Source organism: Yersinia intermedia (assembly GCF_900635455.1).
In the GTDB taxonomy this organism is placed as follows: domain Bacteria; phylum Pseudomonadota; class Gammaproteobacteria; order Enterobacterales; family Enterobacteriaceae; genus Yersinia; species Yersinia intermedia.
On sequence record NZ_LR134116.1, the window covers coordinates 1468731 to 1492636 of the forward strand.

Consider the following 23906-nt stretch of genomic DNA (forward strand, 5'->3'; position numbering starts at 1 on the left):
TAAGGGGCTGGACAGAATTTCATGGAGAAAATTATGAACTACCGCCTGACTGGGCTGGCTTTTGCCACCGTGCTATTAGTAGGGTGTGCCAGTAGCTCGCCGGATCACATCGAGCAGGGCCGCTCAGATCCGCTGGAAGGTTTTAACCGGGCAATGTTCAATTTTAACTATGAGGTTCTTGATCCTTACGTGGTGCGTCCGGTTGCCGTAGTTTGGCGTGATTATGTGCCACAACCTGCACGTAATGGTACGAGTAATTTCCTGAGTAACCTTGAAGAGCCAGCCAGTATGGTCAACAGCTTCCTGGTGGGTGACCCGTATAATGGCATGAAACACTTTAACCGCTTTTTCCTGAATACTATTTTGGGTATGGGTGGCTTGATAGATGTGGCGAGTATGGCTAACCCTAAACTGGCTAAACAAACCCCTCACCGTTTTGGCAGTACCCTGGGCCATTATAACGTCGGTTACGGCCCGTATGTGGTACTACCGGGCTATGGTAGTTTCACTATTCGTGAGGATGGTGGTAATGCGGCTGATTATGTTTACCCGGTATTGAGTTATCTGACGTTCTGGATGTCAGCAGGTAAATGGATGGTTGAAGGGATTGAAACCCGCGCTCAGTTATTGGACTCCGATGGTTTGCTGCGTAACTCGTCAGATCCTTATCTGATGGTGCGCGATGCCTACTTCCAACGTCATGATTTCCTGGCGAATGGCGGGCAGTTGAAACCGGAAGTTAATTCGAACGCACAAGCGATTCAGGGTGATTTGGAAAGTATCGATTCAGCCAACTGATTTTGATGCTTAATAAGAATAATAAAAAAGCGCCGAAAGGCGCTTTTTTGTTTGCCAGTATCGGCTGATTAGAACGCGTAGTTAAAGTTCACGCCGTACAGCAGTGCGGTACCTTTGGAGTCGAACTCATAGGTAGTGCCACCCAATGCGGCAGGCGTTTTTTCCTTGATGTGCACGCTCTGGCCATGCATATAGGAAACACCGACATCTACTGAGGCATCTTTGTTGAAAGCGTAAGTAGTACCGGCACTGATCCAGAAACGGTCTTGGTCTGGAATCGAGATAGTGCGGTTATCTGCCGGAACCGGGCTGTCATCGAAGGCAATACCGGTACGGAAGGTCCAATTATCATCGTAATAATAAGTGGTACCCAGCGCGATACGGTAAGCGTCATGGAAGCCTTCTTGCTTCTCAAACAGGGTTTGCCCATTTGTGCCCGTCGCTCTCAACTCTTTGAACTGGCTCCAACTGGTATACGCCATGCTGTAGTGAATGGCCCACTGCGGTGCCACACGGTTGTAGCCAGAGACTTCCCAAACTTCTGGTAGATTAAGCGTCAGAGAGCCAGGGACTGTTTGACCTGCCAGCCCACCTAGTCGAGTAGGTAATTGGTTACTGTAATCGCCATCAAAATCAATCTTAACTTTTGATCGGTAGGTAAAGCTGTAGCGGTTTTCTTTATCTACTTCATACAAGACACCCGCATTCCAACCGTAACCCCATTTTTTCCCCTCAAGGCGGGAAACCTCGGTACTTGGTGCTTGTGGAATAGGTAAGCGAGGGCCAGCTTCGCCAGCGTGGCGTACTATGGTCGCATCGGCGTACACGGCATTAAAGCCCAGACCGAAACTGAAATTCTCATTCAGGCGATAAGCGGTGCTCAAGTTCAGGTTGGCTGTTTTCAGATCAGTCTGACCGCCGAGAGAACCGGCAGTATAATTGTCATTGAATTCAGTAGCCAAACCGTAGTTTGAGGTACCAGAGGCACCAATTGCCCATTGCTCATTCAGTGGCATAATAAAGTGGATATTCGGGATCCACTCCGATGGTGCGATGTTATTGGCATTGGTACTTTGACCGCTTCGTGATGTGCCACTGATATTGACATCAGGATCAACATAAACAAAGCCGCCAGAGAAAGAAGGGCGGTCGAACAAAGTCATTGCAGCGGGGTTGCGGCTACCAACAGATGCGTTGTCGGCAACGGCGCCTTCACCAGAGAAAGAACGCCCCAATGCAGCGGCTGAATATTCATTCAACTGGAAGCCAGCCGCAGAAACGTTCGACGATATGAGTGCAACTGCAGCCGCCAGAGCTGATCGGGTAAACAGGTTTTTCTGGTTCATGACCAAAACCTCATTGTTTTAATTAATGTTACTCATCGTAACAAGAGAATGCGGGATTGTAGGGTCCGTTATCGGTCAGACAAAGCAGACCAGTGGCTGAAGTATAGGTCCGACCTGTGTCAGTGTTGCAAGTATGTTTTAGGATTTGTTCAGTTTTGATTGCAAAAAATAGACACAGTTAACAAAAAAATCACAATTTAGTATCAATTATTACATTACCAATGAATGAGCATGCGATTTGAGTGTGATCTTTATCACTTAATAAGCCTATAAACAGTAAGTCCTAGTGCCAAGTGACCGACGGTAGTAAAATAGTGACAGAGAATATATTTTTTTTTGCGCCATCTCTTTTTGCGCTATTTGCGCTAACGAATTGGCAATTTGCACCTATTTTGAAATGTCCGTTGAGGAGAATTGAAGATGTCAGATGCAATTAATCGCTGTAGTGCGGAAGAAACTGCTGCCTGCTGCTGTATAGATGTCGGCACTATCATGGATAATACTGATTGCACGGCGTCTTACAGTTGTGTGTTTGGTAACCGTGCTGACGCTGAAGCCATGTTGAAATCGCTGACTGAAAAAGCGCGAGCTGTTGAATCAGAGCCTTGTCTGATTGAGCATAAATTTGAAGAGAAAGACGGCGGTGTTTGTTTAACCATCGACTTTACCTTTGCTTGCCAGGCAGAAACCATGATTTTCCAGCTTGGTCTGCGTTAATTAATACCGGTTTTCACTGAAACTTAGGTTAGTGAATCTCTCCCCAACGCGAAGCTTTTTGCTTCGCGTTTATTTTTGTATTATTCCCCTTGTGAATTTATTGCATTAGATTCATCACATTTACTGCTGTTATCCCCATTTCCAATTCGTCCTTCCATCGATTTTTGTCGCTAAAAGTTGCTCCTGCTCCCACTTTCCTGCTCTGTAGGTTTACCAAATGTAAATGTTTGGTTAACAATAATTGGATCAGGTCAGACCTGTTATTTGTTATGCTTAACTAAAAGCCATTCTATTTATCAGGAGCGTTTATGAGTAAGCCATTACCGCTAGTGACGCGCCAGGGCGATCGCATTGCAATAGTCAGCGGCCTGCGGACCCCTTTTGCCAAGCAGGCAACTGCTTATCACGGTGTACCCGCTGTCGACTTAGGTAAAATTGTGGTCAGTGAGCTGCTGGCCAGAAGTGGCGTTGCTCCTGAGTTAATTGATCAATTAGTTTTCGGTCAGGTGGTGCAAATGCCTGAAGCGCCAAATATTGCCCGCGAAATCGTGTTGGGAACCGGTATGAGTGCGCATACCGATGCTTACAGTGTGTCACGCGCGTGCGCTACCAGTTTTCAGGCGGTAGCCAATGTGGCAGAAAGTATTATTGCTGGCTCAGTCACGGTAGCGATAGCTGGTGGTGCCGATTCCTCTTCCGTGCTGCCAATCGGTGTCAGTAAAGCATTGGCGCGCACCTTGGTGGATGTTAATAAAGCACGCACCCTCTCCCAGCGGCTGAAGTTGTTCAGCCGATTAAAGTTACGCGACCTGCTTCCTGTTGCTCCGGCGGTGGCTGAATACTCTACCGGCTTGCGCATGGGGGATACCGCAGAGCAGATGGCAAAAACCTATGGTATCAGCCGTGAAGATCAAGATGCTTTGGCGCTACGCTCGCACCAAATGGCCGCGATTGCCTGGCAGCAAGGGCTATTACACGACGAGGTGATGACGGCTTATATCCCGCCTTACCGTGATGCTATTACTGAAGATAACAATATCCGCAAAGATTCCACGATGGCGCAATATGCCAAGTTACGCCCGGCATTCGATCGCAAACATGGCAGTGTCACTGCGGCCAACAGCACCCCGCTGACGGATGGTGCCGCAGCCGTGATGATGATGAGTGAAGCGAAAGCAAAAGAACTGGGTTTACAACCGTTAGGTTATCTGCGCAGTTTCGCCTTTTCCGCCATCGATGTTTGGCAAGATATGCTGCTAGGCCCCTCTTATGCTACGCCACTGGCGCTGGATCGTGCCGGTATCACGCTGGCAGATTTGACCCTTATCGATATGCATGAAGCATTTGCGGCACAAACACTGGCTAACCTGAAAATGTTTGCCAGTGATACTTTTGCGCGTGAAAAATTGGGGCGTAGCCAGGCTATTGGCGAAGTTGATATGAGCAAATTCAACGTATTGGGCGGTTCGATTGCCTACGGCCACCCCTTCGCAGCCACCGGTGCTCGCATGATCACCCAAACATTAAATGAATTGCGTCGCCGTGGCGGAGGATTAGGGCTAACGACCGCATGTGCCGCAGGTGGTTTGGGTGCCGCGATGATTCTGGAGGTAGAGTAATGAACCAGGAAAAGTTACTTAACGGCAGTGATGAAACGGTAGGTGGGGATAGCCATATTCCGGCCGATTCGGTCTTTACCCTCAGTGTGCGGCCAGACAATATCGGTGTTATCACCATTGATGTTGTTGGTGACAAAGTGAATACCTTAAAGGCTGAATTTGCAGAGCAAATTGCCGAAGTACTGCAACAAGCACAGGCTTTATCACAATTGCAGGGGCTAGTCATTATTTCTGGTAAACCAGACTCCTTTATTGCCGGGGCTGATATCACCATGATTGCTGCTTGCCGCACTGCCCACGATGCCCGTGTATTGGCACAAAAAGGTCAATCGACATTGGCACAAATCGCGGCATTCCCCATACCGGTAGTTGCCGCTATTCATGGTGCTTGTCTGGGCGGCGGGCTGGAACTGGCATTGGCGTGCCATAGTCGCATCTGTTCTCTGGATGATAAAACGGTACTCGGTTTACCTGAGGTGCAACTGGGTCTGTTGCCCGGTTCGGGTGGCACACAGCGCTTGCCGCGCCTGATCGGTGTCAGCAAAGCACTGGATATGATCCTCACCGGCAGGCAGATCCGTGCGCGCCAGGCGCTTAAAATGGGGCTGGTTGACGATGCAGTGCCTCACGATATCTTGTTAGATGTGGCGGTCAAACGCGCCAAAGCGGGTTGGCTTGACAGGCCGGTTTTGCCTTGGCAGGAACGCTTGCTTAGCGGCCCGTTGGGTAAAGCATTATTGTTTAAAATTGTGCGTAAAAAAACGTTGGCAAAGACCCAAGGCCATTACCCGGCTGCTGAACGCATTATTGATGTGGTGCGTAAAGGGTTGGATCACGGTGGCCCCAGTGGTTATGAAGCGGAAGCCAGAGCCTTTGGTGATCTGGCCATGTCCCCTCAATCGGCTGCTTTGCGTAGCTTGTTCTTTGCTACAACATCACTGAAAAAAGAGACCGGTGGTGCTGCACAGCCTCATGTTATTCATCGTGTTGGGGTCTTGGGTGGCGGCCTTATGGGCGGTGGGATTGCCAATGTCACTGCCACCCGCGCAGGCTTGCCGGTACGGATCAAAGATATTAATCCGCAAGGGATTAATCAGGCGCTGAAATATACGTGGGATGCCTTAGGTAAGCGGGTACGCAGCAAGCGCATGCGCCCGGCTGAGCGGCAGCGCCAGATGATGCTGATTTCCGGCAGTACAGATTATTGCGGTTTCGACACGCTTGATATCGTAGTTGAAGCTGTGTTTGAAGATTTATCATTGAAGCAGCAGATGGTTGCTGATATCGAACGTTTCGGCGCAGCACATACTATTTTTGCCTCCAATACCTCCTCATTGCCGATAAGCCAAATTGCCGCGCAGGCACAGCGACCAGAGCAGGTAATTGGCCTGCACTACTTTAGCCCGGTCGATAAAATGCCGTTGGTGGAAGTGATTCCCCATGCAAAAACCAGCGAAGAAACTATCGCAACCACAGTAGCTTTGGCGCGTAAACAAGGTAAAACAGCGATTGTTGTCGCTGATCGCGCTGGATTTTATGTAAACCGTATTCTGGCTCCGTATATCAACGAAGCTGCCCGCTGTGTCCTTGACGGTGAACCTATCGATTCGGTTGATAAAGCGTTGGTGAATTTCGGCTTCCCGGTTGGGCCGATCACGCTGTTGGATGAAGTCGGTATTGATGTCGGCACCAAAATTATGCCGATTTTGGTTGCGCAATTAGGGCCACGTTTTGCCGCTCCGCCGTCATTTGATGTCATCTTAAAGGATGGGCGTAAAGGGCGTAAAAATGGCCGTGGTTTTTACCTTTATCCAGCGGAAAATAAAGGTGCTTTTTGGAAAAGAAAACAGGAAAAACAAGTCGATACCAGCGTTTATGTTTTGTTGGGCGTGACGCCGAAAGCCCATCTTGAGTCCTCGGTGATAGTACAGCGTTGTACCATGATGATGTTGAATGAAGCGGTGCGTTGTCTGGATGAGTCGATTATTCGTAACCCGCGCGACGGTGATATTGGTGCGGTGTTCGGTATTGGCTTCCCGCCGTTTTTGGGGGGGCCTTTCCGCTATCTGGATAGTCTGGGGGCAGAAAAGGTTGTGAAAGCGCTCAGATTGCTGGCGCAACAGTATGGTGAGCGTTTTGAACCTTGCCAATTGCTGGTTAGCATGGCTGAACAACAGCAGACGTTTTACCCGCAGGAAAGTAACCCCGATGCAGTGCCAGGTGAAGAGCGCTGAGTTAGCAATCAGGCGTTTGTTGCGGGGATTAGTGGTGTTTTTCCCGCACAATATTGTGCCGACTAACAGCTATGATGAAGAGTGTGAGCAGGATCACCACCTGCGATTCTAAGGGATTAGGTGGCTGTACACCGGGGACAACCCGCGCTACCTTAGCCAGAATCACGTTAAGTGACTATTTGTGCCAAAATGAATTCATCGGCACTCATTGCGCAGGTGATAAAGTTTAGATTAAGCTGTTGATATGGTTATTATGTAACCACTCAAGGTTGGCTGTCGGTATACTCGGTGTAAAAAACAGCCATTTTCTTTACCTTAAGTTTCAGGCAAAATGCCCGGCCGCCATAGAGAGACGGCGCGTTATCGTTATGAAGTTTCTTTGCCTATGGGTAAAGGTTTCGGCGGTACAGCACGCAAAGCGTTTCTGTATAGCGTTATTTTGTTAACAAAAACGGTGCAATATGCAAGTTTTCATTATGCGTCACGGTGACGCGGCCCTTGATGCAGCAAGTGATGCGCAGCGGCCTCTTACTCTGTGTGGTCAGGATGAGTCACGTCAGATAGCAAGCTGGCTAAGCGAGCAGTCTGTTGATATCGATCAGATTTTGGTTAGCCCTTATCTACGCGCCGCGCAAACATTAGACGTCGCGCGTGAGGTGATAACGCTACCGGCGGAGCAGGAAGTGATGCCAGAATTAACACCGGGTGGGGATGCCGCTTTTGTCTGTTGTTATTTGCAGGCATTGGCAAAAGAAGATTGTGCCGCAGTGCTGGTTATTTCGCATTTGCCGCTGGTCGGGTATCTGGTGTCTGAGCTTTGTCCAGGGCAATGTCCACCGATGTTTGCCACTTCGGCAATCGCCTGTGTTGACCTTAATGGTGAGACAGGAAAGGGGACGTTTGACTGGCAAGTCAGCCCGTCACAACTGCTGGCAAAGGCTTGCCACGGTTAAAACAGTGTTAGTGAATACCCAATCGGCGCGGCATCTCTGTCGCGCCGTTGTTTTTCTCTCAAACCGCATTTCACGTCTATTCTTCTAACTCAATTAATACCAGTAATGCCGCAGTTCCACCCCAGTCTTTAGGGGCTTGATGGAATGCCAGCACATGGGGATGCTGTGCCAGCCACAAAGGGGTTTGTTGTTTCAGAACATGCTTGCCGTGGCCATGCATCACGCAGGCACAATGCACATGCTCCCGCTTACAGGCAGCAATCAGTGCGCCCAATTCTTGTTTAGCCTGTTTTTGGGTTAATCCGTGTAAATCCAAAAACATATCGGGCGAGTAATCACCGCGCCGCAGCTTTTTAACTTCAAAATGATCAACGCCAGGCCGCACATAGCGTGTCGGGCCTTCGCTATCCAACTGTGGTTGGAATTCATCAGAAAAATAATAACTGGCATCAACCTGTTCTTGCAGTAATTTTTCCGGCGCGATTTTTTTACCCAACTTGGGCGGTGTATGCAAAACAATCGTATCTTGTTTCAGTTTCTTCGCCCCGACTATAGACTCCTTAAATAGCTGTAAATCATCAGTCGTGAGGTGATATTTATTTTTCATTATCAGTTCGTTTACTTATTTGATTACCTCCAGTTTACCTGTTGAGCGTCATCTGTCTAAATAAATGTCTATACCCGTCATATTTCAAGGTGTAGGTGCGTTGGCTGCCCTCGCTTACCCGAATCACTTACTTGTGTAAGCTCATCGGGATTATCTCTGTTGCCGCCTTCCTACGCCTCGAAATCTATTGGGTATAGGTATGTCGTCATATTTCAAGGTGTAGGTGCGTTGGCTGCCCTCGCAATCAATCGGTTATCCATGCAATTTTTGTCATTAATGCACTTTTCATTATTCGGTTATCATTCAACTGATGTATTGCTGCTGATTTGTCGCGGGCTTCATGGCAAACTAGGGGATAGATAATGATTTTTCGCACCGTTGTTGGAGAATACCTTGGACAAGATTTTCGTCGATGAAGCAGTAAATGAGCTGCACACCATTCAGGATATGCTGCGCTGGGCAGTTAGCCGGTTTAATGCGGCGAATATTTTTTATGGTCACGGTACTGATAATCCGTGGGACGAAGCAGTACAACTGGTTTTCCCAAGCCTGTTTTTACCGATCGATATTCCTGAAGATATGCGCAGTGCGCGCCTGACGTCGAGCGAGCGGCACCGGATTGTCGAGCGAGTAATCCGCCGGGTTAATGAGCGAATTCCGGTTGCTTATTTGACCAATAAAGCCTGGTTCTGCGGCATGGAATATTATGTTGATGAGCGGGTGTTGGTGCCACGTTCACCGATAGCTGAGTTGATTAATAACAGCTTTGACGGGCTGATTAGACACCAGCCTAAGCATATTCTGGATATGTGTACCGGCAGTGGCTGTATTGCTATTGCTTGTGCCTATGCCTTCCCAGACGCTGAAGTGGATGCCGTCGATATCTCTAATGATGTCCTGGCAGTAACTGAGCATAATATTCAGCAACATGAGATGGAACATCAGGTGACACCGATTCGCTCTGACCTGTTCCGTGATTTACCGCCAATCAAGTATGACTTGATTGTCACTAATCCACCGTATGTTGATGCCGAAGATATGGCCGACTTACCGCAGGAGTTCCGCTTCGAGCCTGAACTTGGGTTGGCTGCTGGCAGCGATGGCTTGAAACTGGCTCGCCGTATTCTGGCTTGCGCACCGGACTTCTTGCAAGATGATGGCGTGTTGATTTGCGAAGTGGGCAACAGCATGGTGCATTTGATGGACCTCTATCCAGATGTGCCTTTCACCTGGCTGGAGTTCGACAACGGCGGTGATGGCGTATTTATGCTGACCAAACAGCAACTGATTGACTGCGCTCCGCATTTTAGTATGTACCGCGATTAATCGATCTCTGCTTATAAAGTCTGTCAGTGTGATAAATATCATACTGACAGATTGTTTATGACTACATGGTAAGGAGCCGTGATGGCTGGCAACAGTATTGGGCAGTTTTTCCGCGTCACCACTTTTGGTGAATCTCACGGCATCGCCTTGGGGTGTATTATTGATGGCGTCCCTCCGGGCATTCCAATCACTGAAGCTGACATTCAGTTGGATCTCGACCGGCGTCGCCCAGGTACCTCACGCTACACCACTCAACGCCGCGAACCGGATCAGGTGCGTATTTTATCCGGCGTGTTTGAGGGGGTCACCACCGGTACCAGTATCGGGTTGATGATTGAGAATACTGACCAGCGGTCACAAGATTACAGCACGATTAAAGATGTCTTCCGCCCAGGCCATGCGGACTATACCTACGAACAAAAATACGGTGTGCGCGACTATCGGGGAGGGGGCCGCTCTTCAGCCCGTGAAACCGCAATGCGTGTTGCCGCCGGTGCCATTGCTAAAAAATATTTGGCGCAAAAATTCGGGGTACAGGTGCGTGGCTATCTGGCCCAAATTGGCGATATCAGTTGTGATTTGATTGATTGGGATTTGGTTGAACAGAATCCGTTCTTCTGCCCAGACGCCAGTAAGTTGGAGCCGTTAGATGCGCTGATGCGCGAACTGAAAAAAGCCGGTGACTCCATTGGGGCCAAAATTACCGTGGTAGCTGAACACGTACCAGTGGGGTTGGGTGAACCGGTATTTGACCGTTTAGATGCTGATTTGGCTCATGCATTGATGAGTATCAATGCGGTGAAAGGGGTAGAGATCGGTGATGGCTTTGCTGTTGTGACTAAGCGCGGCAGTGAAAACCGTGATGAAATTACCCCACAAGGTTTCCAGAGCAATCATGCCGGTGGCATTTTAGGCGGCATCAGCAGCGGGCAACCAGTTGTGGCCCATATCGCTTTGAAACCGACATCCAGCATTATGGTTCCAGGGCAAACCATTAACCGGCAGGGTGAGGCGGTTGAGATGGTTACCCGTGGCCGCCATGACCCTTGTGTCGGTATTCGTGCCGTCCCGATTGCGGAGGCCATGATGGCTATTGTGTTAATGGATCACTTGCTGCGCCAGCGTGCACAGTGCGGTGATGTGGTTTCAGACGTTCCGCGCTGGTAGGCACAATGAACAAATGGATTGTGGGTGCAATAGCACTTGCCACAACAGTAGCGCTGGCTGCTATGGCCCCAGTCATGGCGGCAACGCCATGGCAACAGATAGCCAACCCGGTGGCGGGTTCTCCGCAGTCGATTGGTGGTTTTGCCAACGGCTGCGTTATTGGTGCGATGCCCTTGCCGCTCCAATCGGCAGAGTATCAGGTGATGCGCCCGGATCAGCGCCGTTATTTTGGTCACCCTGATTTGCTGAACTTTATCCACCGTCTGAGTGCGCAGGCTGAGCAACATCGCTTGGGTACAGTGTTGATTGGCGACATGGCAATGCCTGCCGGTGGGCGCTTTAGCAGCGGGCATGCCAGCCATCAGTCTGGTCTGGATGTGGATATCTGGTTACAACTGCCACAACAGCGCTGGAGCCAACAGCAATTGTTGAAACCGCAACCCATTGATTTGGTGGCTGCTGACGGTAAACGGGTAGTGCCAGCACTCTGGCAACCGCAGGTCGAGAGTCTTATCAAATTAGCGGCTAACGATAACGAAGTGACCCGTATTTTTGTCAATCCGGCAATTAAAAAACAACTGTGTCTGGATGCCGGAACGGATCGTAATTGGTTGCATAAAGTGCGCCCGTGGTTCGGTCATCGTGCACATATGCATGTAAGATTGCGCTGCCCGGCAGACAGTCTGGAGTGTTTGGATCAAGACACGCCTCCTGCGGGGGATGGTTGTGGTGCCGAACTGGAAAGCTGGTTCCAGCCACATCAACCGAGTGCTAAACCGGGTAAAACCTTACCCCCACCATTGCCGCCTTCATGTCAGGCTTTGTTGGATAACCATTTTGCTACGGAATAAATCATGGATTGGTTTACGCTGGGCCCTGCAGTTTTAGGGATTTTGTTTGTCGTTGCCTTATTGGCGGGTTTTATTGATTCCATTGCTGGCGGCGGGGGCTTACTCACTGTGCCAGCATTGCTGGCGGTTGGATTACCCCCAGCGCAAGTGTTGGCGACCAATAAATTACAATCCGTCGGTGGATCATTCTCCGCCAGCCTTTATTTCATCCGCCGTGGGGCGGTGAATTTAAAAGAGCAAAAGTTGATTATTGCTCTAACGCTGGTCGGTTCAATGCTGGGTGCTATTTTGGTTCAGCATATGCGGGCCGATATTTTGCGGCAAATTCTGCCATTACTGGTAATAGGTATTGGTGTCTATTTTCTACTCACCCCCAAGCTGGGTGAGGTTGATCAACAACGCCGTCTATCTCCACTACCTTTTGCCTTGATTGCTGGCGGTGGTGTCGGTTTTTATGATGGTTTCTTTGGCCCTGGAGCGGGTTCTTTCTATGCGTTGGCCTTTGTGACCCTGTGCGGATTTAATCTGGCAAAATCCACCGCCCATGCCAAAGTGCTTAATTTCACCTCTAATTTGGGTGGCCTTATCTTTTTCATCATCGGCGGCAAAGTGGTGTGGAGTATCGGGTTGGTGATGCTGGTCGGGCAAGTGCTGGGCGCGCGCCTTGGTGCACATATGGTGTTGACTAAAGGCCAAAAATTAATCCGCCCAATGATTGTCGTGGTGTCATTCGTAATGAGCTGCAAGCTGCTGTATGACAGTCATGGTACCGAGATCTCCTCCTGGCTGGGATTACACGTTTTCGCATAACTTAAGGTATCCAATAGGGCAGTGAGCCTGAATGCCGTTGCCGATACCGCTCTTACGGACCCAAGTATGACTCATGATTATCAGCAATTAATCGATGTTTTTAATGCCTGTTTTAGCGACCAATATAATACCCGGCTGGTAAAAGGTGACGATGAACCTATTTATCTGCCCGCCGATGACGAATTTCCCTATCATCGGGTGATTTTTGCCCATGGATATTATGCCAGCGGAATGCATGAGATCTCGCATTGGTGTATTGCCGGTGAAGAGCGGCGCAAGTTGGTCGATTTTGGTTATTGGTACTGCCCGGACGGGCGAGATGCATTAACTCAGAGCCAGTTTGAAGTGGTTGAGATCAAACCACAGGCACTGGAATGGATGTTCTGTGTAGCGGCGGGGTTCCCTTTTAACGTCAGTTGCGACAACCTGGAGGGGGATTGTGAGCCGGATCGCATCACATTCCAGCGCAAAGTGCGCGAACAAGTATTGTGGAATTTAGAAAACGGTATACCCACACGACCTGCGGGCTTTATTCAGGCACTACAATCGTTTTACAATACGCCGCCGTTGGTAGCCGAGCTTTTCCCTTACCCGGAAGATCTCGTGTAGCTTACCGCCTGGCTGCAACGCCATTATTTTTGGATATAGAATATAACCCAATAGATTTCAAGGTGTAGGAAGGCGGCAAGCAAGATACAAATTGATTGTATTTTGAACAATGCTTGTGCTGGCCCACAAGGTGAGCCTCTGATGAGGTTCATAATCCCGACGGTAAGTGATTCGGGTTAACGGGGCTGCCAACACACCTGCGGTTTGAAATATGGCGGGTTATTGAGGAAAATTGATGATCGCAGAGTTCGAAACGCACATATTAGCGCAGATTGATGACATGGTAGAGCACGCCAGTGATGATGATTTATTTGCCGGAGGCTATCTGCGCGGCCATCTGACTCTGGCCGTAGCTGAATCTGAAGAGTTTGGTGAACATACGGCTGAGCAGCTACATGCCCGCGTGCAGACCAGCCTGGAAAAGGCGATCAAAGCCGGTGAGCTTTCCCCACCGGATCAGGTTTTGGTCTTGGGCTTGTGGGATCGTTTACTTGAGCAAGCTATCAAATAGCTTCCATTGCTGAAGTCGCAGGGGTTTAGCCAGATCCGTTACTTGGCTTCACCTCTGCGATTCTAGTGATTTTGACGCCGCTGCAAGTCACCCCGCCGCGCTTAAGATAACGTCGCAACGCGCTGTTGTACCGGCCTGCCTTTCAGCAATTTTCGAATCCAAAATCGATTAGGATTGAGTGCCGCCAGCGTTGGTGCATCTAATGGCTGCGGTTCCCCGAACATTTGTGCCGCCAGAATTTCTGCCACCAATGGCGCACTGCACAAGCCCCGTGACCCCAAAGCCCCCACCATGAATAATTCCGGCCATACCGGTGCTGGCGCTATCTCATCACCACGCTGAATTTTGCGCGGCAGATCCTGATATTGTGCCAGTGTTGCAGCATAATCTGGGACTGCGCCCACCATCGGCAAGTGATCACGAATAGCGCAACGCACCCCGCAGCGCGCTTGATTATCACTGATATCAACCTGGTGCGGCCACTTAACGTGCGGCAGGCAACGTAACAGGCGATCCCGATTCTCTTGTTGTTCATCGGCACGAAAATCAGTGGCAATATCGCCGCGCTGATAACTGGCCCCAATACAATGATGCTGATTAGCCGGATTCACTGGCGTCAGGTAGCCGTCATAGCATAGCACTTGCTGCAACTGACTGAGTACTGAGGTGGTGGGAATGTGGGAAACCTGCCCGCGCACGGCCGACAGCGGCAGATACTGGGTTTGTTGCCACTCAGCTAAGCGGTGGCCAGTGGCCAGCACCATTGTAGCATGTTGTTTCGCCACCCGTGGTTGTTGGGTATCGATGGGTTGGGTACTGAGTTGCTGGAAGCTGAGCTGCCATTGCCCGTCAACATACTCTAACTGGCGCAGTTCATGTTGATAGTGGCAAGTCATCCCTTTTTGCTGAGCCAGCATTACCAGCGCTGTGGTGAGGTCTGATGGGCATAACCAGCCTCCGACTGGATAATGTATACCATCGTGGGCGCAATCTAGCCCAGCGAGCGCACTGAGCTGTTCACGGCTCATGGCTTCGGCGAATTGCACCGGCCAGCTTATTTGCAGCATTTTATCAATTTTGCCACGGCTTTTTTCATCAAATGCCAATTGGCTGACACCACACCATTGATGGTCAAAACTCACGCCTTGCGCTAGAAATTGGTCATATTGGCGGCGAGCAAAGGTAAATGCGCTGGTGAAAAAGGTTTCCAGTGCATCATCTTTACCGTTTAGCAGGGGATAGAGTGCACCTTGGCGGTTACCTGATGCACCTTGCGCTGGTTGTGTATCGGCGCAATAGAGCGTGACCTTAGCCCCACGGCGCAATAAGGCTAATGCTGTCAATGCACTGACGATGCCCCCGCCAATGATCGCGATATCATCACAATGGGCTGCTGCTGGCCGGTGGTACCAGGGCGTGGCGGGTGACTCGATGCTTTGCGGCAATCTGCCCGTGAGCATTTCACGTTTTTGCCCAAAACCTGTCACTTTAGCCACGTCGAACCCTGCTTGTTGCAAACCACGGCGAACAAATCCGGCAGCGGTAAATGTGGCAAAAGTCCCTCCCGGCCTCGCCATACGCGCCATGGCATTGAATAGCATGTCATTCCACATATCGGGGTTTTTAGCCGGGGCAAAACCATCAAGAAACCAGGCATCCACTTGATTATTCAGGCTGGCATCTAACTGGGGCAGCAAGGTATTGACATCACCAAACCACAGATCCAGAGTAATACTCCCCTGTGCCAACAGGATACGGTGGCACCCCGCAAGGGGTAATGGCCAGTGGGCGCGCAGTTGTTCGGCAAAAAACGCCAGTTCTGGCCAGCGGCCATGGGCGGCGGCCAAATCAGCCACCTGAAGCGGGTATTTTTCGAAACTGATATAGTGTAAACGTTGGAGCTTAGCACTGGCGTGTTGCTGTTTGAACTGAGCGAAATCACGCCATAACGTTAAGAAATTTAATCCGGTTCCGAAGCCCGTTTCGGCAAAAATGCAATTATCTCGCGGGTGTTGAACAAAACGTTCAGGAAAACCATTCCCCTTAAGAAAAACGTAGTGAGTCTCTTCCAGCCCATCTTCATTGGAAAAATAGATGTCACCAAACTGTTCCGATACAGGTGTACCCTGTTCATTCCAGCTTAATGTCGCGGTTTGGATTGGGGGTTGGCTCACGTTGAAAGACTCGTATCTCAAGGGGTAGGGCGATTCTAACTATGTGACCGGCCGCGTGCAAATCGTAAAATTATCTGGGTATATTACGCTGATCGGACTTGTTCGGCGTACAACTGTACGCTAAAGTGCGTTGCAAAATCCCGAATGTAAAATAAGTGGAAGAGGTATTGAATGAAGCGTGCAGTAATTACTGGCTTGGGTATTGTCTCCAGCATTGGTAATAACCAGCAGGAAGTTCTGGCATCTTTGCAGGAAGGCCGCTCTGGCATTACTTTCGCTCAGGAATTTAAAGACGCAGGTATGCGCAGCCATGTATGGGGCGATGTAAAGCTGGCATCTGAGCCTAAAGACCTCATTGATCGCAAAGTGCTGCGTTTTATGAGCGACGCCTCAATTTATGCTTTTCTTGCGATGCAAGAAGCGATAGCAGACTCTGGTCTGTCAGACGATCAGGTATCCAATTTCCGTAGCGGGCTGGTAGTGGGTTCCGGTGGTGGTTCACCCCGTAACCAGGTTGCCGGTTCTGATGCAATGCGTACCCCACGCGGCTTGAAGGGTGTTGGTCCTTATATGGTGACCAAAGCCATGGCATCCGGTGTGTCCGCGTGCCTGGCAACACCGTTCAAAATCAAAGGTGTTAACTACTCAATCAGTTCTGCCTGTGCGACATCCGCACACTGTATTGGTCATGCTTTGGAGTTAATCCAACTGGGCAAGCAGGATGTGGTGTTTGCGGGTGGTGGTGAAGAACTGTGTTGGGAAATGGCCTGTGAATTCGATGCCATGGGCGCGTTGTCGACCAAATACAATGAAACTCCGGCTAAAGCTTCCCGTACTTATGATCAAGACCGTGATGGTTTCGTCATTGCAGGTGGCGGCGGTATGGTGGTGGTAGAAGAGCTTGAGCATGCTCTGGCGCGTGGCGCACATATCTATGCTGAGATTGTTGGCTACGGCGCAACCTCTGATGGTGCTGATATGGTTGCACCATCAGGTGAAGGTGCTGTTCGTTGCATGCAGATGGCAATGGCAGGTGTTGATACACCAATTGACTACATGAACGTACATGGTACTTCTACACCGGTTGGTGATGTGAAAGAGCTGGGTGCGATTCGTGAGGTATTTGGTGATAACACACCGGCTATCTCCTCAACAAAAGCCATGACCGGCCACTCACTGGGTGCTGCGGGTGTGCATGAAGCTATCTTTAGCCTGCTGATGGTTGAACACGGCTTTATCGCACCAAGTATCAATATCGAAAACCTGGATGAGAAGGCGGCGGGGATGAATATCATTACTGAGCCAACTCAACGCGAATTGACTACTGTTATGTCTAACAGCTTCGGTTTTGGTGGTACTAACGCCACGCTGGTCATGCGTAAATACCAGAAATAAGGTCAATTGCAGATATTTCTGCTCATTGATATTGAGTTACTAAGGCCTGCGAGTAATCGCGGGCCTTTTTATGCGCTATGAATAAATACGTCTAAGGAAGAATACAATAATCATCAGTTGATCACTGACTATTCATAAAAATATCTTGTACTCAATAATCGAGATGAATAACATTATAGACTGTAGGTGATTGAATCTTAATACGTTAACCTAATTACATCGTTTCTTAATATTTTTTTATTCTGTTAAAGTCAAATTTGAAGTTAAAAAATCCTTGCCTGCTCAAAAACGTTAATTCACACTATTAGAACAATAATTAAACAATTCTATTTTTGTCTTTTAATTTACCAACACAGCAGGATAGTTCAATGAGCCATAATCAAAGTGATCAGAAGATTAAGATTGCCGATTTAAACGAGCGCGTTGTTCATGAAATTCTGGAAGTGATAAGTGATGGTATCTGGGATTGGAATGCCAACAGTGGATTTGTTTATCGTAATACTGGTTGGTATGAAATGCTGGGTTACCCTGCCCATGTTTTTGAAAATACAGTCCATACTTGGGAAAAAATCATCCATCCAGACGACTTTGAAAGAGTAATGTTTCAGTTTGATGCCTATATTAATAACCAGGCAGAACGATACCAGATTGAATACCGTTGCCGGACTCATGATGGCGACTATATATGGATTGAAGATCGCGGCAAGGTGATTGAGCGTAATAGTGATGGTTCCGTATCGAGGATGATCGGCGCTCACCGCAATATCCATGACAGAAAACAGCGCCTTGAAAAGTTAGAGTTAAAGAATAAATCTTTGGAAGCGTTAGTCGAGGAGCGAACTGTTGAATTACGCGAAACCAATTTCCGGTTACAGCAGCAACTCGATATCAAAAAAAGTCTTTCTGAAACAGATGTATTAACCTCTGCGGCTAACCGTTATTTGCTGGAAAAAGTACTGAAACACGAATATAACCGCGCAAAGCGATTTTGCCAGCCGTTATCATTGCTTGCGTTGGATTTAGACAATTTCAAATCTATTAATGATAAGCATGGTCATTCTGTTGGGGACTTAACATTGACGCATATTGTTGATGTGATCAGGAATAATATTAGGGAAATTGATGTGTTAGGCCGTTGGGGTGGCGATGAGTTTATGATTGTGTTACCTAACACACAATTAAATGAGGCTAAATGTATTGCTGAGAAAATCAGGCAATGCATCGAAACCATGCCTGTGGAAGGGAATATCAATGTAACGATGAGCCTGGGTGTGGTGGAATTGGGGCAAAATGAAGCGCAGGAACAGCTATTAATCCGTGCAGATAAAATGCTCTATAACTCAAAAGCAGCGGGTAGGAATATTATTAGCGGCTGATATTCTTCCAACTTAACGCCGTAGTGATGTGGTAACCTTTGTCACTCGGCCTATTGCTAAGTCATGCAGGGGAGGTCGCAGCAAGCGGTATCAACCTCTGCTGCCCACCGATCTGTTATTGTTTGCTGCCTTGGCAAATGTGTGATGGCTGGGGAATCATCACAATTAGCATGTCAGCGCATATTCAGCGGCCGCACAGGCATGTATTGCGGTGGTATCAAATACCGGTACGCTCGCGTCTTGCGCGTTAACCAACAATGTAATCTCGGTGCAACCAAAGATAATCCCTTGCACGCCTTGCTGTTCTAATTTGCCCATAATGCGGCGATATTCCTGGCGGGAGGTTTCACTGATAACGCCCAAACACAGCTCTTCATAAATAATGCGGTTAACACTTTCGCGATCGATACTATCAGGGGTAATTACTTCAAGACCGTGTTTTTCCGTCAATCGGCCCCGATAAAAATCTTGTTCCATGGTGTAGCGGGTGCCCAATAAGCCAATTTTATTGATCCCTTGCTGCTTAATTTGTGCGGCAGTAGCATCTGCAATATGCAATAACGGTAATCCGCTGGCCGCTTCAATGTCATCAGCCACTTTGTGCATAGTATTGGTGCATACCACGATGACGTCAGCTCCGGCATTTTTTAATGAAACGGCGGCATCAGACAGCAACTGTGCTGCAGTTTCCCAGTCACCCTTGGCCTGAAGCTGTTCAATCTCATGGAAATCCACACTATAGAGAATGATTTTGGCACTGTGTAACCCGCCAAGTTGTTCTTTAACCTGCTGGTTAATCATCCGGTAATAAGGGATGGTTGATTCCCAACTCATACCGCCAATAAGACCCAAAATTTTCATTCATTTATTCCTGTACAAACGCTTGTCTGAGTATGGATAGAAATTTAACTATGTAGAAACACGCTGCTGATGCACCGCGACAAAGCAATTAGCGGAACTGTGACAAGACTCCGACTATACCTATTATCTCTGTCTATCATGTTGGTTGTAACAAATCTGTAGCAATCGGAACATCTATTTATTCCTCTATCCATTTTTACACTATTACCATCAACAGGATGACGGAGATTAGGATGATAAAAATAAAGACGGCATACACCCTGACACTATTAGCGCTACTCTTGCCAGCGTCAACCCATGTTGTAGCACAGGATAAAAGTGACAACTATAAACTTGAACAAGTGCTGGTGATGAGCCGGCATGGTATACGAGCACCTTTGGTAAATTATGGCGATATGCTTTCCAGTGCGACACCCGATAAATGGCCACAATGGACCACCCCTGGCGGTTATCTGACACCGAAAGGGGCTGAGCTTGAGGCGATGATGGGGGGGTACTTCCGCGAGTGGTTGGTTAATGCCAAATTACTGAAAGCGACAGGATGCCCGGCAGATACCACGGTATTTACTTATGCTAACAGCTTGCCAAGGACTATTGGTACCGCGCAGCATTTCTTATTCGGTGCTTTCCCTGGTTGTAATGTGCCAGTGGCGCACCAAAAAGACATCGGCAAAATGGATCCAGTTTTTAATCCGATCATCACGCTAGATGTCACACCAGAATTTAAAGAAAAAGCCTTGGCATCGATTAATCAACACGCCGGGCCGGGCGGGGTAGAAGGGCTAAATAAGCGCTTACAGCCTAATTACGATTTACTTTCCCGCGTGTTGGATTATAAAAAATCACCGGCCTGTTTAACGGATAAGAAATGTGACTGGAGTACCCAGCCAACTAATATTGTATTGGTACAAAATAAAGAGCCAGGCATCACCGGCCCGCTGAAGTTAGGTACCGGCGCATCAGATGCATTTATGTTGCAATATTACGAAGGTTTCCCGATTAAAGATGTGGCCTGGGGACGGATTCAGTCATCGGAAGAGTGGCGTAAATTAATCGATATCAAAAACCTCTACCATGAGACGTTATTCGGTTCTCCTGCAATTGCGGATAATGCGGCTGAGAAGTTAGTCGGTTTTATCAGTGCCACCCTTGATCCCGTCGGTGAGAAAACGCCTAATGAATTAGCGGCGCAGAAAGCTAAATTGGCGGTATTGGTTGGGCATGACTCTAACATTGCTTCATTGTTGGCAGCACTGAAAACTAAAGAATACCAACTGCCAGACCAATATGAGAAAACACCAATCAGCGGCAAAGTAGTATTTGAGCGCTGGAAAGATACGAAACAAAATAAAGATATGATGAAGATCGAATATATCTATCTGTCGACTGAGCAAATTCGTAATAAGACGCCGCTGACCCTTCAGGCACCACCAAAACGTGTCACGCTGGAAATTAAGGGCTGCCCGGTTGATGCCAACGGGTTCTGTTCAATGGATGATTTCAGAAAAGCGATAAAACACAACACACAAAGTTAAGTTAACACTGCCCTGCCGCCGGTTGCGGCAGCCGGTAGACAATAGGGGCTGGCATAAAATGACAGGCTACGCTAACGTAATCTCTCTTTGTCAGCCCCTGGCCATTTGTAGATTTCCTGATGACATTATTTGCGACTACTCAGCAAGCAGTAAAAACGGTATTCAGACCTTTTCTCAAAGATCGTCTATTACATATTTTATTGATTTTGGGGATAGGGTTAACGGCCTTAATGCCAGCCCAAATTGCCGTCTTCCCGCAGTTTATTGACTGGACCACCATTGTTACTTTATTGGGATTAATGCTACTGACTAAAGGGGTTGAGGTCAGCGGTTACTTCGATTTTATTGGCCGGAAAATTATTAACACACTCCACACTGAGCGGCATCTGGCGCTGTTTTTAGTCTTAGCTGCGGCAGTGTTGTCATCCTTTCTGACCAATGATGTGGCGCTATTTATCATTGTTCCACTGATTTTGACGTTGAAAAAAATATCGTCTCTGCCGGTTGCCCGCCTAATTATTTTCTCGGCGCTGGCAGTCAATGCCGGGTCGCTATTAACCCCGATCGGCAATCCACAAAATATTCTGTTATGGAGCCGTTCCGAACTCTCTTTTATTGGTTTTACCCGCCAAATGGCACCTTTAGCAGCCATTATTCTGCTGACATTATTAGCGGTAACATGGTGGCGTTTTCCGGCGCGTAAGATAAAGAAACAGGCCTCAAGCCCGCTTTATCCCTACCATTCCCGCCTGTTGCTAAGTTGTTTGGCGTTGTATGTTATTTTTATTATCTGCGTAGATTTGGGCAGGGCTGGCTATGGGCTGCTTGTCGTTTTCGCTGGTTTATTGTTACTGGCGCGGCGGGTGTTATTGGCAATTGACTGGAGCTTGATTGTGGTCTTTATGGCGATGTTCATTGACGTGCGCCTACTGACGGAGTTACCTGCGTTACAATCGCTGTTCGGTGAAATCAAAACGCTGTCTGCGGCTGCTGCCTATATATTGGGGATGGGTCTATCGCAATTGATCAGTAATGTCCCCGCCACAATATTGCTGCTTAATTATCTGCCTTCCAGCGCGCTGGTGGCTTATGCGGTCAATATTGGTGGTTTTGGTTTTGTGTTGGGTTCTATGGCTAATTTAATTGCGCTGAGAATGGCAGCAGAACCTGCCATCTGGTTAAAATTCCACGCTTATTCACTGCCATTTTTGTTGTGGAGTGCTCTGGTTGGCTGGTGGCTATTATTGTAATCAGATGGATGGCTCGGCGGGAGATAACCTGAGCCACATCTGGTTAGAGGAAGATAGCCAACAAAAAGGCCATCACTATAATTAGCGCCACAAATGCCAGTGATGGTTTTTGCAACAATGGCTGTAATGATTGGGGTAATGCGGCGATCAGCGGGTTAATCACTGGTTGCAGAGTTTTTTGGTCTTCTGCTAAACGTTGGGCTGCATTAGCCCGATCTAATCTGGCGGTAAACAGGACATTGATAATGTCATTCAACTGCGCTTGTGTCAGCGGCGTGGTAGGGCTGGCCTGAAAGCGATTCTGGCTGTAATCAATTAATAATTGTTGTTCCTGCGCATCAGCGGGCTGCTTCAACGCGGTTTGCAGGTTAACCAATGTCGGTGCCGTTTGTTGGCTGAGTGCCACTTTGGTCTGTAAAAACTGGCTGAGTAGCTGGAAATGGCGCGCAGGTAATGGATCATTACTTTTCACCCCCACCATATCAAACAACGCCTGCCATATTTTGGCCGGTTGCTCGCCGGTTGCAGCACTAAGTTTTGCTACTAGCGATTGAATATTCTGATGCTCTGCGGGCAGTAACGGCCGATCAGTTATTGTTGCCAGTTGTGGCTGTGGAATATTCAGGGTGCCGGATTGCAGTAGTACCAAAACCTGTTGTAACTCAGCATGACTTAGCTGACTTAATACGGTATGACCAAAGTGCTGGCGGATAAAATCACTGACCGCCTGCCGGTTGTTACCTTGTGGCAGCAGTTCGGTCAGTTGCTGGCGCAATTGATGATTGGCGTGATTTTCCTGTGCCTGTGCAAGGCGGGTTTGCAGCAATTGCTCTGCGGGCTGGAAGTGGCGTGCCAGTAAGTCGCTGGTGCTACCCAAGGATAAATCATGGCGCAGACCGGCCCAGATCTCGGCTGATTTAATTGGGCTGAGGGCCATAATCCGCACAATTAGCTTCTCCAGCGTAGTGCGTTGCGCAGGGGTAAGTGCCTGATCTTCCACTTGGCCCTGATGAGGTACTTTGGTCGGTGCAATATTGCGATCACTGGCAATCGGTACACCCGGGCCGTTCAAAGGTTGCATATAACCGGTCCTTCGCTGTGGAGGAGATACTGTGGACGTTCATAAAGTACCCGGCGATAGACGCAGGCTACCAATATGATACGCGTAAATGTGGGCGACCCATACCGTCAGATTATGTTTTTTTGGTTAAATACGTTTGTAATTAAATGTCACTTTGAGTGATTGTTTAAGTTCAGACATTGATAATCTTAATTATGCCGTTAAGATGAGCGCTCAGTCTTGAATGAGACTAATTTATCAATTTTACTGATGAATTATACGGATCAGGATTAAACACGGTAAATGGTTAAACAACAGCGTGCGGCAAAGTGGTTCCTCTGTCTGGCTTGCCTGGTCATATTAGTTTGTATGACACAACGCATCGCCAGCCTGCACGCGTTGGAAAAAAACCTCCTTCAGACATCGCCATCACAGGTTGCTGCCGATGCAAATGAAGCTCCCACGCCTTGTGAGCTAAGTGCCAAATCCCTGTTAGCATCCCCGCCTGTTCTGTTCGAATTAGCGATTTTTTCTCTGGGTTTATTACTCTTGCTATTGGGGCCAGTGATTCCGGCCCGCATGAGGTTTCCGCCACCCAGAGTGATATCACCCAGCCGTCTGAGGGTGCACCTGCAACTCTGCATTTTCCGGGAATAGAGATGCTGTTGGCATAACTACGGCAACCTTTTGCGTTGCTGTGATTAATC

21 protein-coding genes are annotated in these 23906 nt (G+C 48.4%); 16 read left to right on the forward strand and 5 right to left on the reverse strand.

Annotated features, from left to right (window positions below):
* The first annotated feature begins 33 nt into the window (after window positions 1-33).
* On the forward strand, window positions 34-798 hold the full coding sequence (gene mlaA / locus EL015_RS06860) for a phospholipid-binding lipoprotein MlaA (protein ID WP_072088816.1): 765 nt from the start codon (window positions 34-36) through the stop codon (window positions 796-798).
* Between the two features lie 68 nt (window positions 799-866).
* Here the strand turns inward: mlaA and fadL are convergent, their stop codons facing one another.
* Window positions 867-2144 carry a long-chain fatty acid transporter FadL gene (gene fadL, locus EL015_RS06865; protein WP_005183448.1) on the reverse strand — a complete coding sequence of 426 codons (1278 nt, stop codon included), beginning with the start codon at window positions 2142-2144 and terminating at the stop codon, window positions 867-869.
* 420 nt (window positions 2145-2564) lie between these two features.
* Between fadL and EL015_RS06870 the strand changes: the two genes are divergently transcribed.
* The 4 genes from EL015_RS06870 (at window position 2565) to sixA (ending at window position 7667) form a co-directional block, all read left to right on the forward strand.
* Window positions 2565-2861, forward strand: coding sequence for a YfcZ/YiiS family protein (locus EL015_RS06870; protein WP_072088818.1), 297 nt, complete (start codon window positions 2565-2567; stop codon window positions 2859-2861).
* 308 nt (window positions 2862-3169) lie between these two features.
* Window positions 3170-4480: an acetyl-CoA C-acyltransferase FadI gene (gene fadI, locus EL015_RS06875; RefSeq protein ID WP_032905918.1), complete on the forward strand. Its 1311-nt coding sequence runs from the start codon at window positions 3170-3172 to the stop codon at window positions 4478-4480.
* Complete coding sequence (gene fadJ, locus EL015_RS06880) at window positions 4480-6714, forward strand: fatty acid oxidation complex subunit alpha FadJ (RefSeq protein WP_005183442.1); 2235 nt, start codon at window positions 4480-4482, stop codon at window positions 6712-6714. The genes fadI and fadJ overlap by 1 nt, the downstream gene beginning before the upstream one ends.
* A 461-nt stretch (window positions 6715-7175) precedes the next feature.
* Entirely contained in the window at window positions 7176-7667 is a 492-nt protein-coding gene (gene sixA / locus EL015_RS06885; RefSeq protein ID WP_005183441.1) for a phosphohistidine phosphatase SixA, read from the forward strand.
* A gap of 76 nt (window positions 7668-7743) precedes the next feature.
* Here sixA and smrB read toward each other — a convergent pair whose 3' ends face one another.
* On the reverse strand, window positions 7744-8274 hold the full coding sequence (gene smrB, locus EL015_RS06890; RefSeq protein ID WP_005183437.1) for an endonuclease SmrB: 531 nt from the start codon (window positions 8272-8274) through the stop codon (window positions 7744-7746).
* Window positions 8275-8667: 393 nt separating this feature from the next.
* Here smrB and prmB point away from each other — a divergent pair, with 393 nt between their 5' ends.
* The 6 genes from prmB to EL015_RS06920 all read left to right on the forward strand — a co-directional run bounded on the left by prmB (window position 8668) and on the right by EL015_RS06920 (window position 13548).
* A complete protein-coding gene (gene prmB / locus EL015_RS06895; protein ID WP_032905917.1) occupies window positions 8668-9600 on the forward strand; it encodes a 50S ribosomal protein L3 N(5)-glutamine methyltransferase in 933 nt (310 codons plus the stop codon).
* Between the two features lie 81 nt (window positions 9601-9681).
* Entirely contained in the window at window positions 9682-10767 is a 1086-nt protein-coding gene (aroC, locus tag EL015_RS06900; protein WP_005183428.1) for a chorismate synthase, read from the forward strand.
* Window positions 10768-10772: 5 nt separating this feature from the next.
* Window positions 10773-11618 carry a penicillin-insensitive murein endopeptidase gene (mepA, locus tag EL015_RS06905; protein WP_005183425.1) on the forward strand — a complete coding sequence of 282 codons (846 nt, stop codon included), beginning with the start codon at window positions 10773-10775 and terminating at the stop codon, window positions 11616-11618.
* A gap of 3 nt (window positions 11619-11621) precedes the next feature.
* Window positions 11622-12428, forward strand: coding sequence for a sulfite exporter TauE/SafE family protein (locus EL015_RS06910; protein WP_005183424.1), 807 nt, complete (start codon window positions 11622-11624; stop codon window positions 12426-12428).
* Between the two features lie 66 nt (window positions 12429-12494).
* A complete protein-coding gene (locus tag EL015_RS06915; RefSeq protein WP_032905916.1) occupies window positions 12495-13037 on the forward strand; it encodes an elongation factor P hydroxylase in 543 nt (180 codons plus the stop codon).
* A gap of 235 nt (window positions 13038-13272) precedes the next feature.
* Complete coding sequence (locus EL015_RS06920; protein ID WP_005183422.1) at window positions 13273-13548, forward strand: YfcL family protein; 276 nt, start codon at window positions 13273-13275, stop codon at window positions 13546-13548.
* Window positions 13549-13649: 101 nt separating this feature from the next.
* Here the strand turns inward: EL015_RS06920 and mnmC are convergent, their stop codons facing one another.
* Entirely contained in the window at window positions 13650-15722 is a 2073-nt protein-coding gene (gene mnmC, locus EL015_RS06925) for a bifunctional tRNA (5-methylaminomethyl-2-thiouridine)(34)-methyltransferase MnmC2/FAD-dependent 5-carboxymethylaminomethyl-2-thiouridine(34) oxidoreductase MnmC1 (RefSeq protein WP_005183421.1), read from the reverse strand.
* A 171-nt stretch (window positions 15723-15893) separates the two neighbouring features.
* Here mnmC and fabB point away from each other — a divergent pair, with 171 nt between their 5' ends.
* Window positions 15894-17117: a beta-ketoacyl-ACP synthase I gene (gene fabB / locus EL015_RS06930; RefSeq protein ID WP_005183419.1), complete on the forward strand. Its 1224-nt coding sequence runs from the start codon at window positions 15894-15896 to the stop codon at window positions 17115-17117.
* Window positions 17118-17485: 368 nt separating this feature from the next.
* Window positions 17486-18493 carry a sensor domain-containing diguanylate cyclase gene (locus EL015_RS06935; RefSeq protein WP_005183417.1) on the forward strand — a complete coding sequence of 336 codons (1008 nt, stop codon included), beginning with the start codon at window positions 17486-17488 and terminating at the stop codon, window positions 18491-18493.
* A 165-nt stretch (window positions 18494-18658) separates the two neighbouring features.
* On the opposite strand, the gene EL015_RS06940 is transcribed toward EL015_RS06935, so the two are convergent.
* Window positions 18659-19354 carry an aspartate/glutamate racemase family protein gene (locus EL015_RS06940; RefSeq protein WP_005183413.1) on the reverse strand — a complete coding sequence of 232 codons (696 nt, stop codon included), beginning with the start codon at window positions 19352-19354 and terminating at the stop codon, window positions 18659-18661.
* 233 nt (window positions 19355-19587) lie between these two features.
* Here EL015_RS06940 and agp point away from each other — a divergent pair, with 233 nt between their 5' ends.
* Together agp and EL015_RS06950 are read left to right on the forward strand one after the other, a co-directional pair.
* The gene (gene agp, locus EL015_RS06945; RefSeq protein WP_005183410.1) at window positions 19588-20889 is read left to right on the forward strand and encodes a bifunctional glucose-1-phosphatase/inositol phosphatase; all 1302 of its coding nucleotides are present in this window, start codon (window positions 19588-19590) and stop codon (window positions 20887-20889) included.
* Window positions 20890-21008: 119 nt separating this feature from the next.
* Window positions 21009-22139 (forward strand): SLC13 family permease, encoded by a 1131-nt coding sequence (locus EL015_RS06950; RefSeq protein WP_005183407.1) that lies wholly within the window; start codon window positions 21009-21011, stop codon window positions 22137-22139.
* 43 nt (window positions 22140-22182) lie between these two features.
* Here the strand turns inward: EL015_RS06950 and flk are convergent, their stop codons facing one another.
* On the reverse strand, window positions 22183-23220 hold the full coding sequence (gene flk, locus EL015_RS06955) for a flagella biosynthesis regulator Flk (protein WP_005183405.1): 1038 nt from the start codon (window positions 23218-23220) through the stop codon (window positions 22183-22185).
* 282 nt (window positions 23221-23502) lie between these two features.
* On the opposite strand from flk, the gene EL015_RS06960 reads away from it, so the two are divergent.
* A complete protein-coding gene (locus tag EL015_RS06960; protein WP_032905915.1) occupies window positions 23503-23856 on the forward strand; it encodes a hypothetical protein in 354 nt (117 codons plus the stop codon).
* Window positions 23857-23906: the final 50 nt, after the last annotated feature.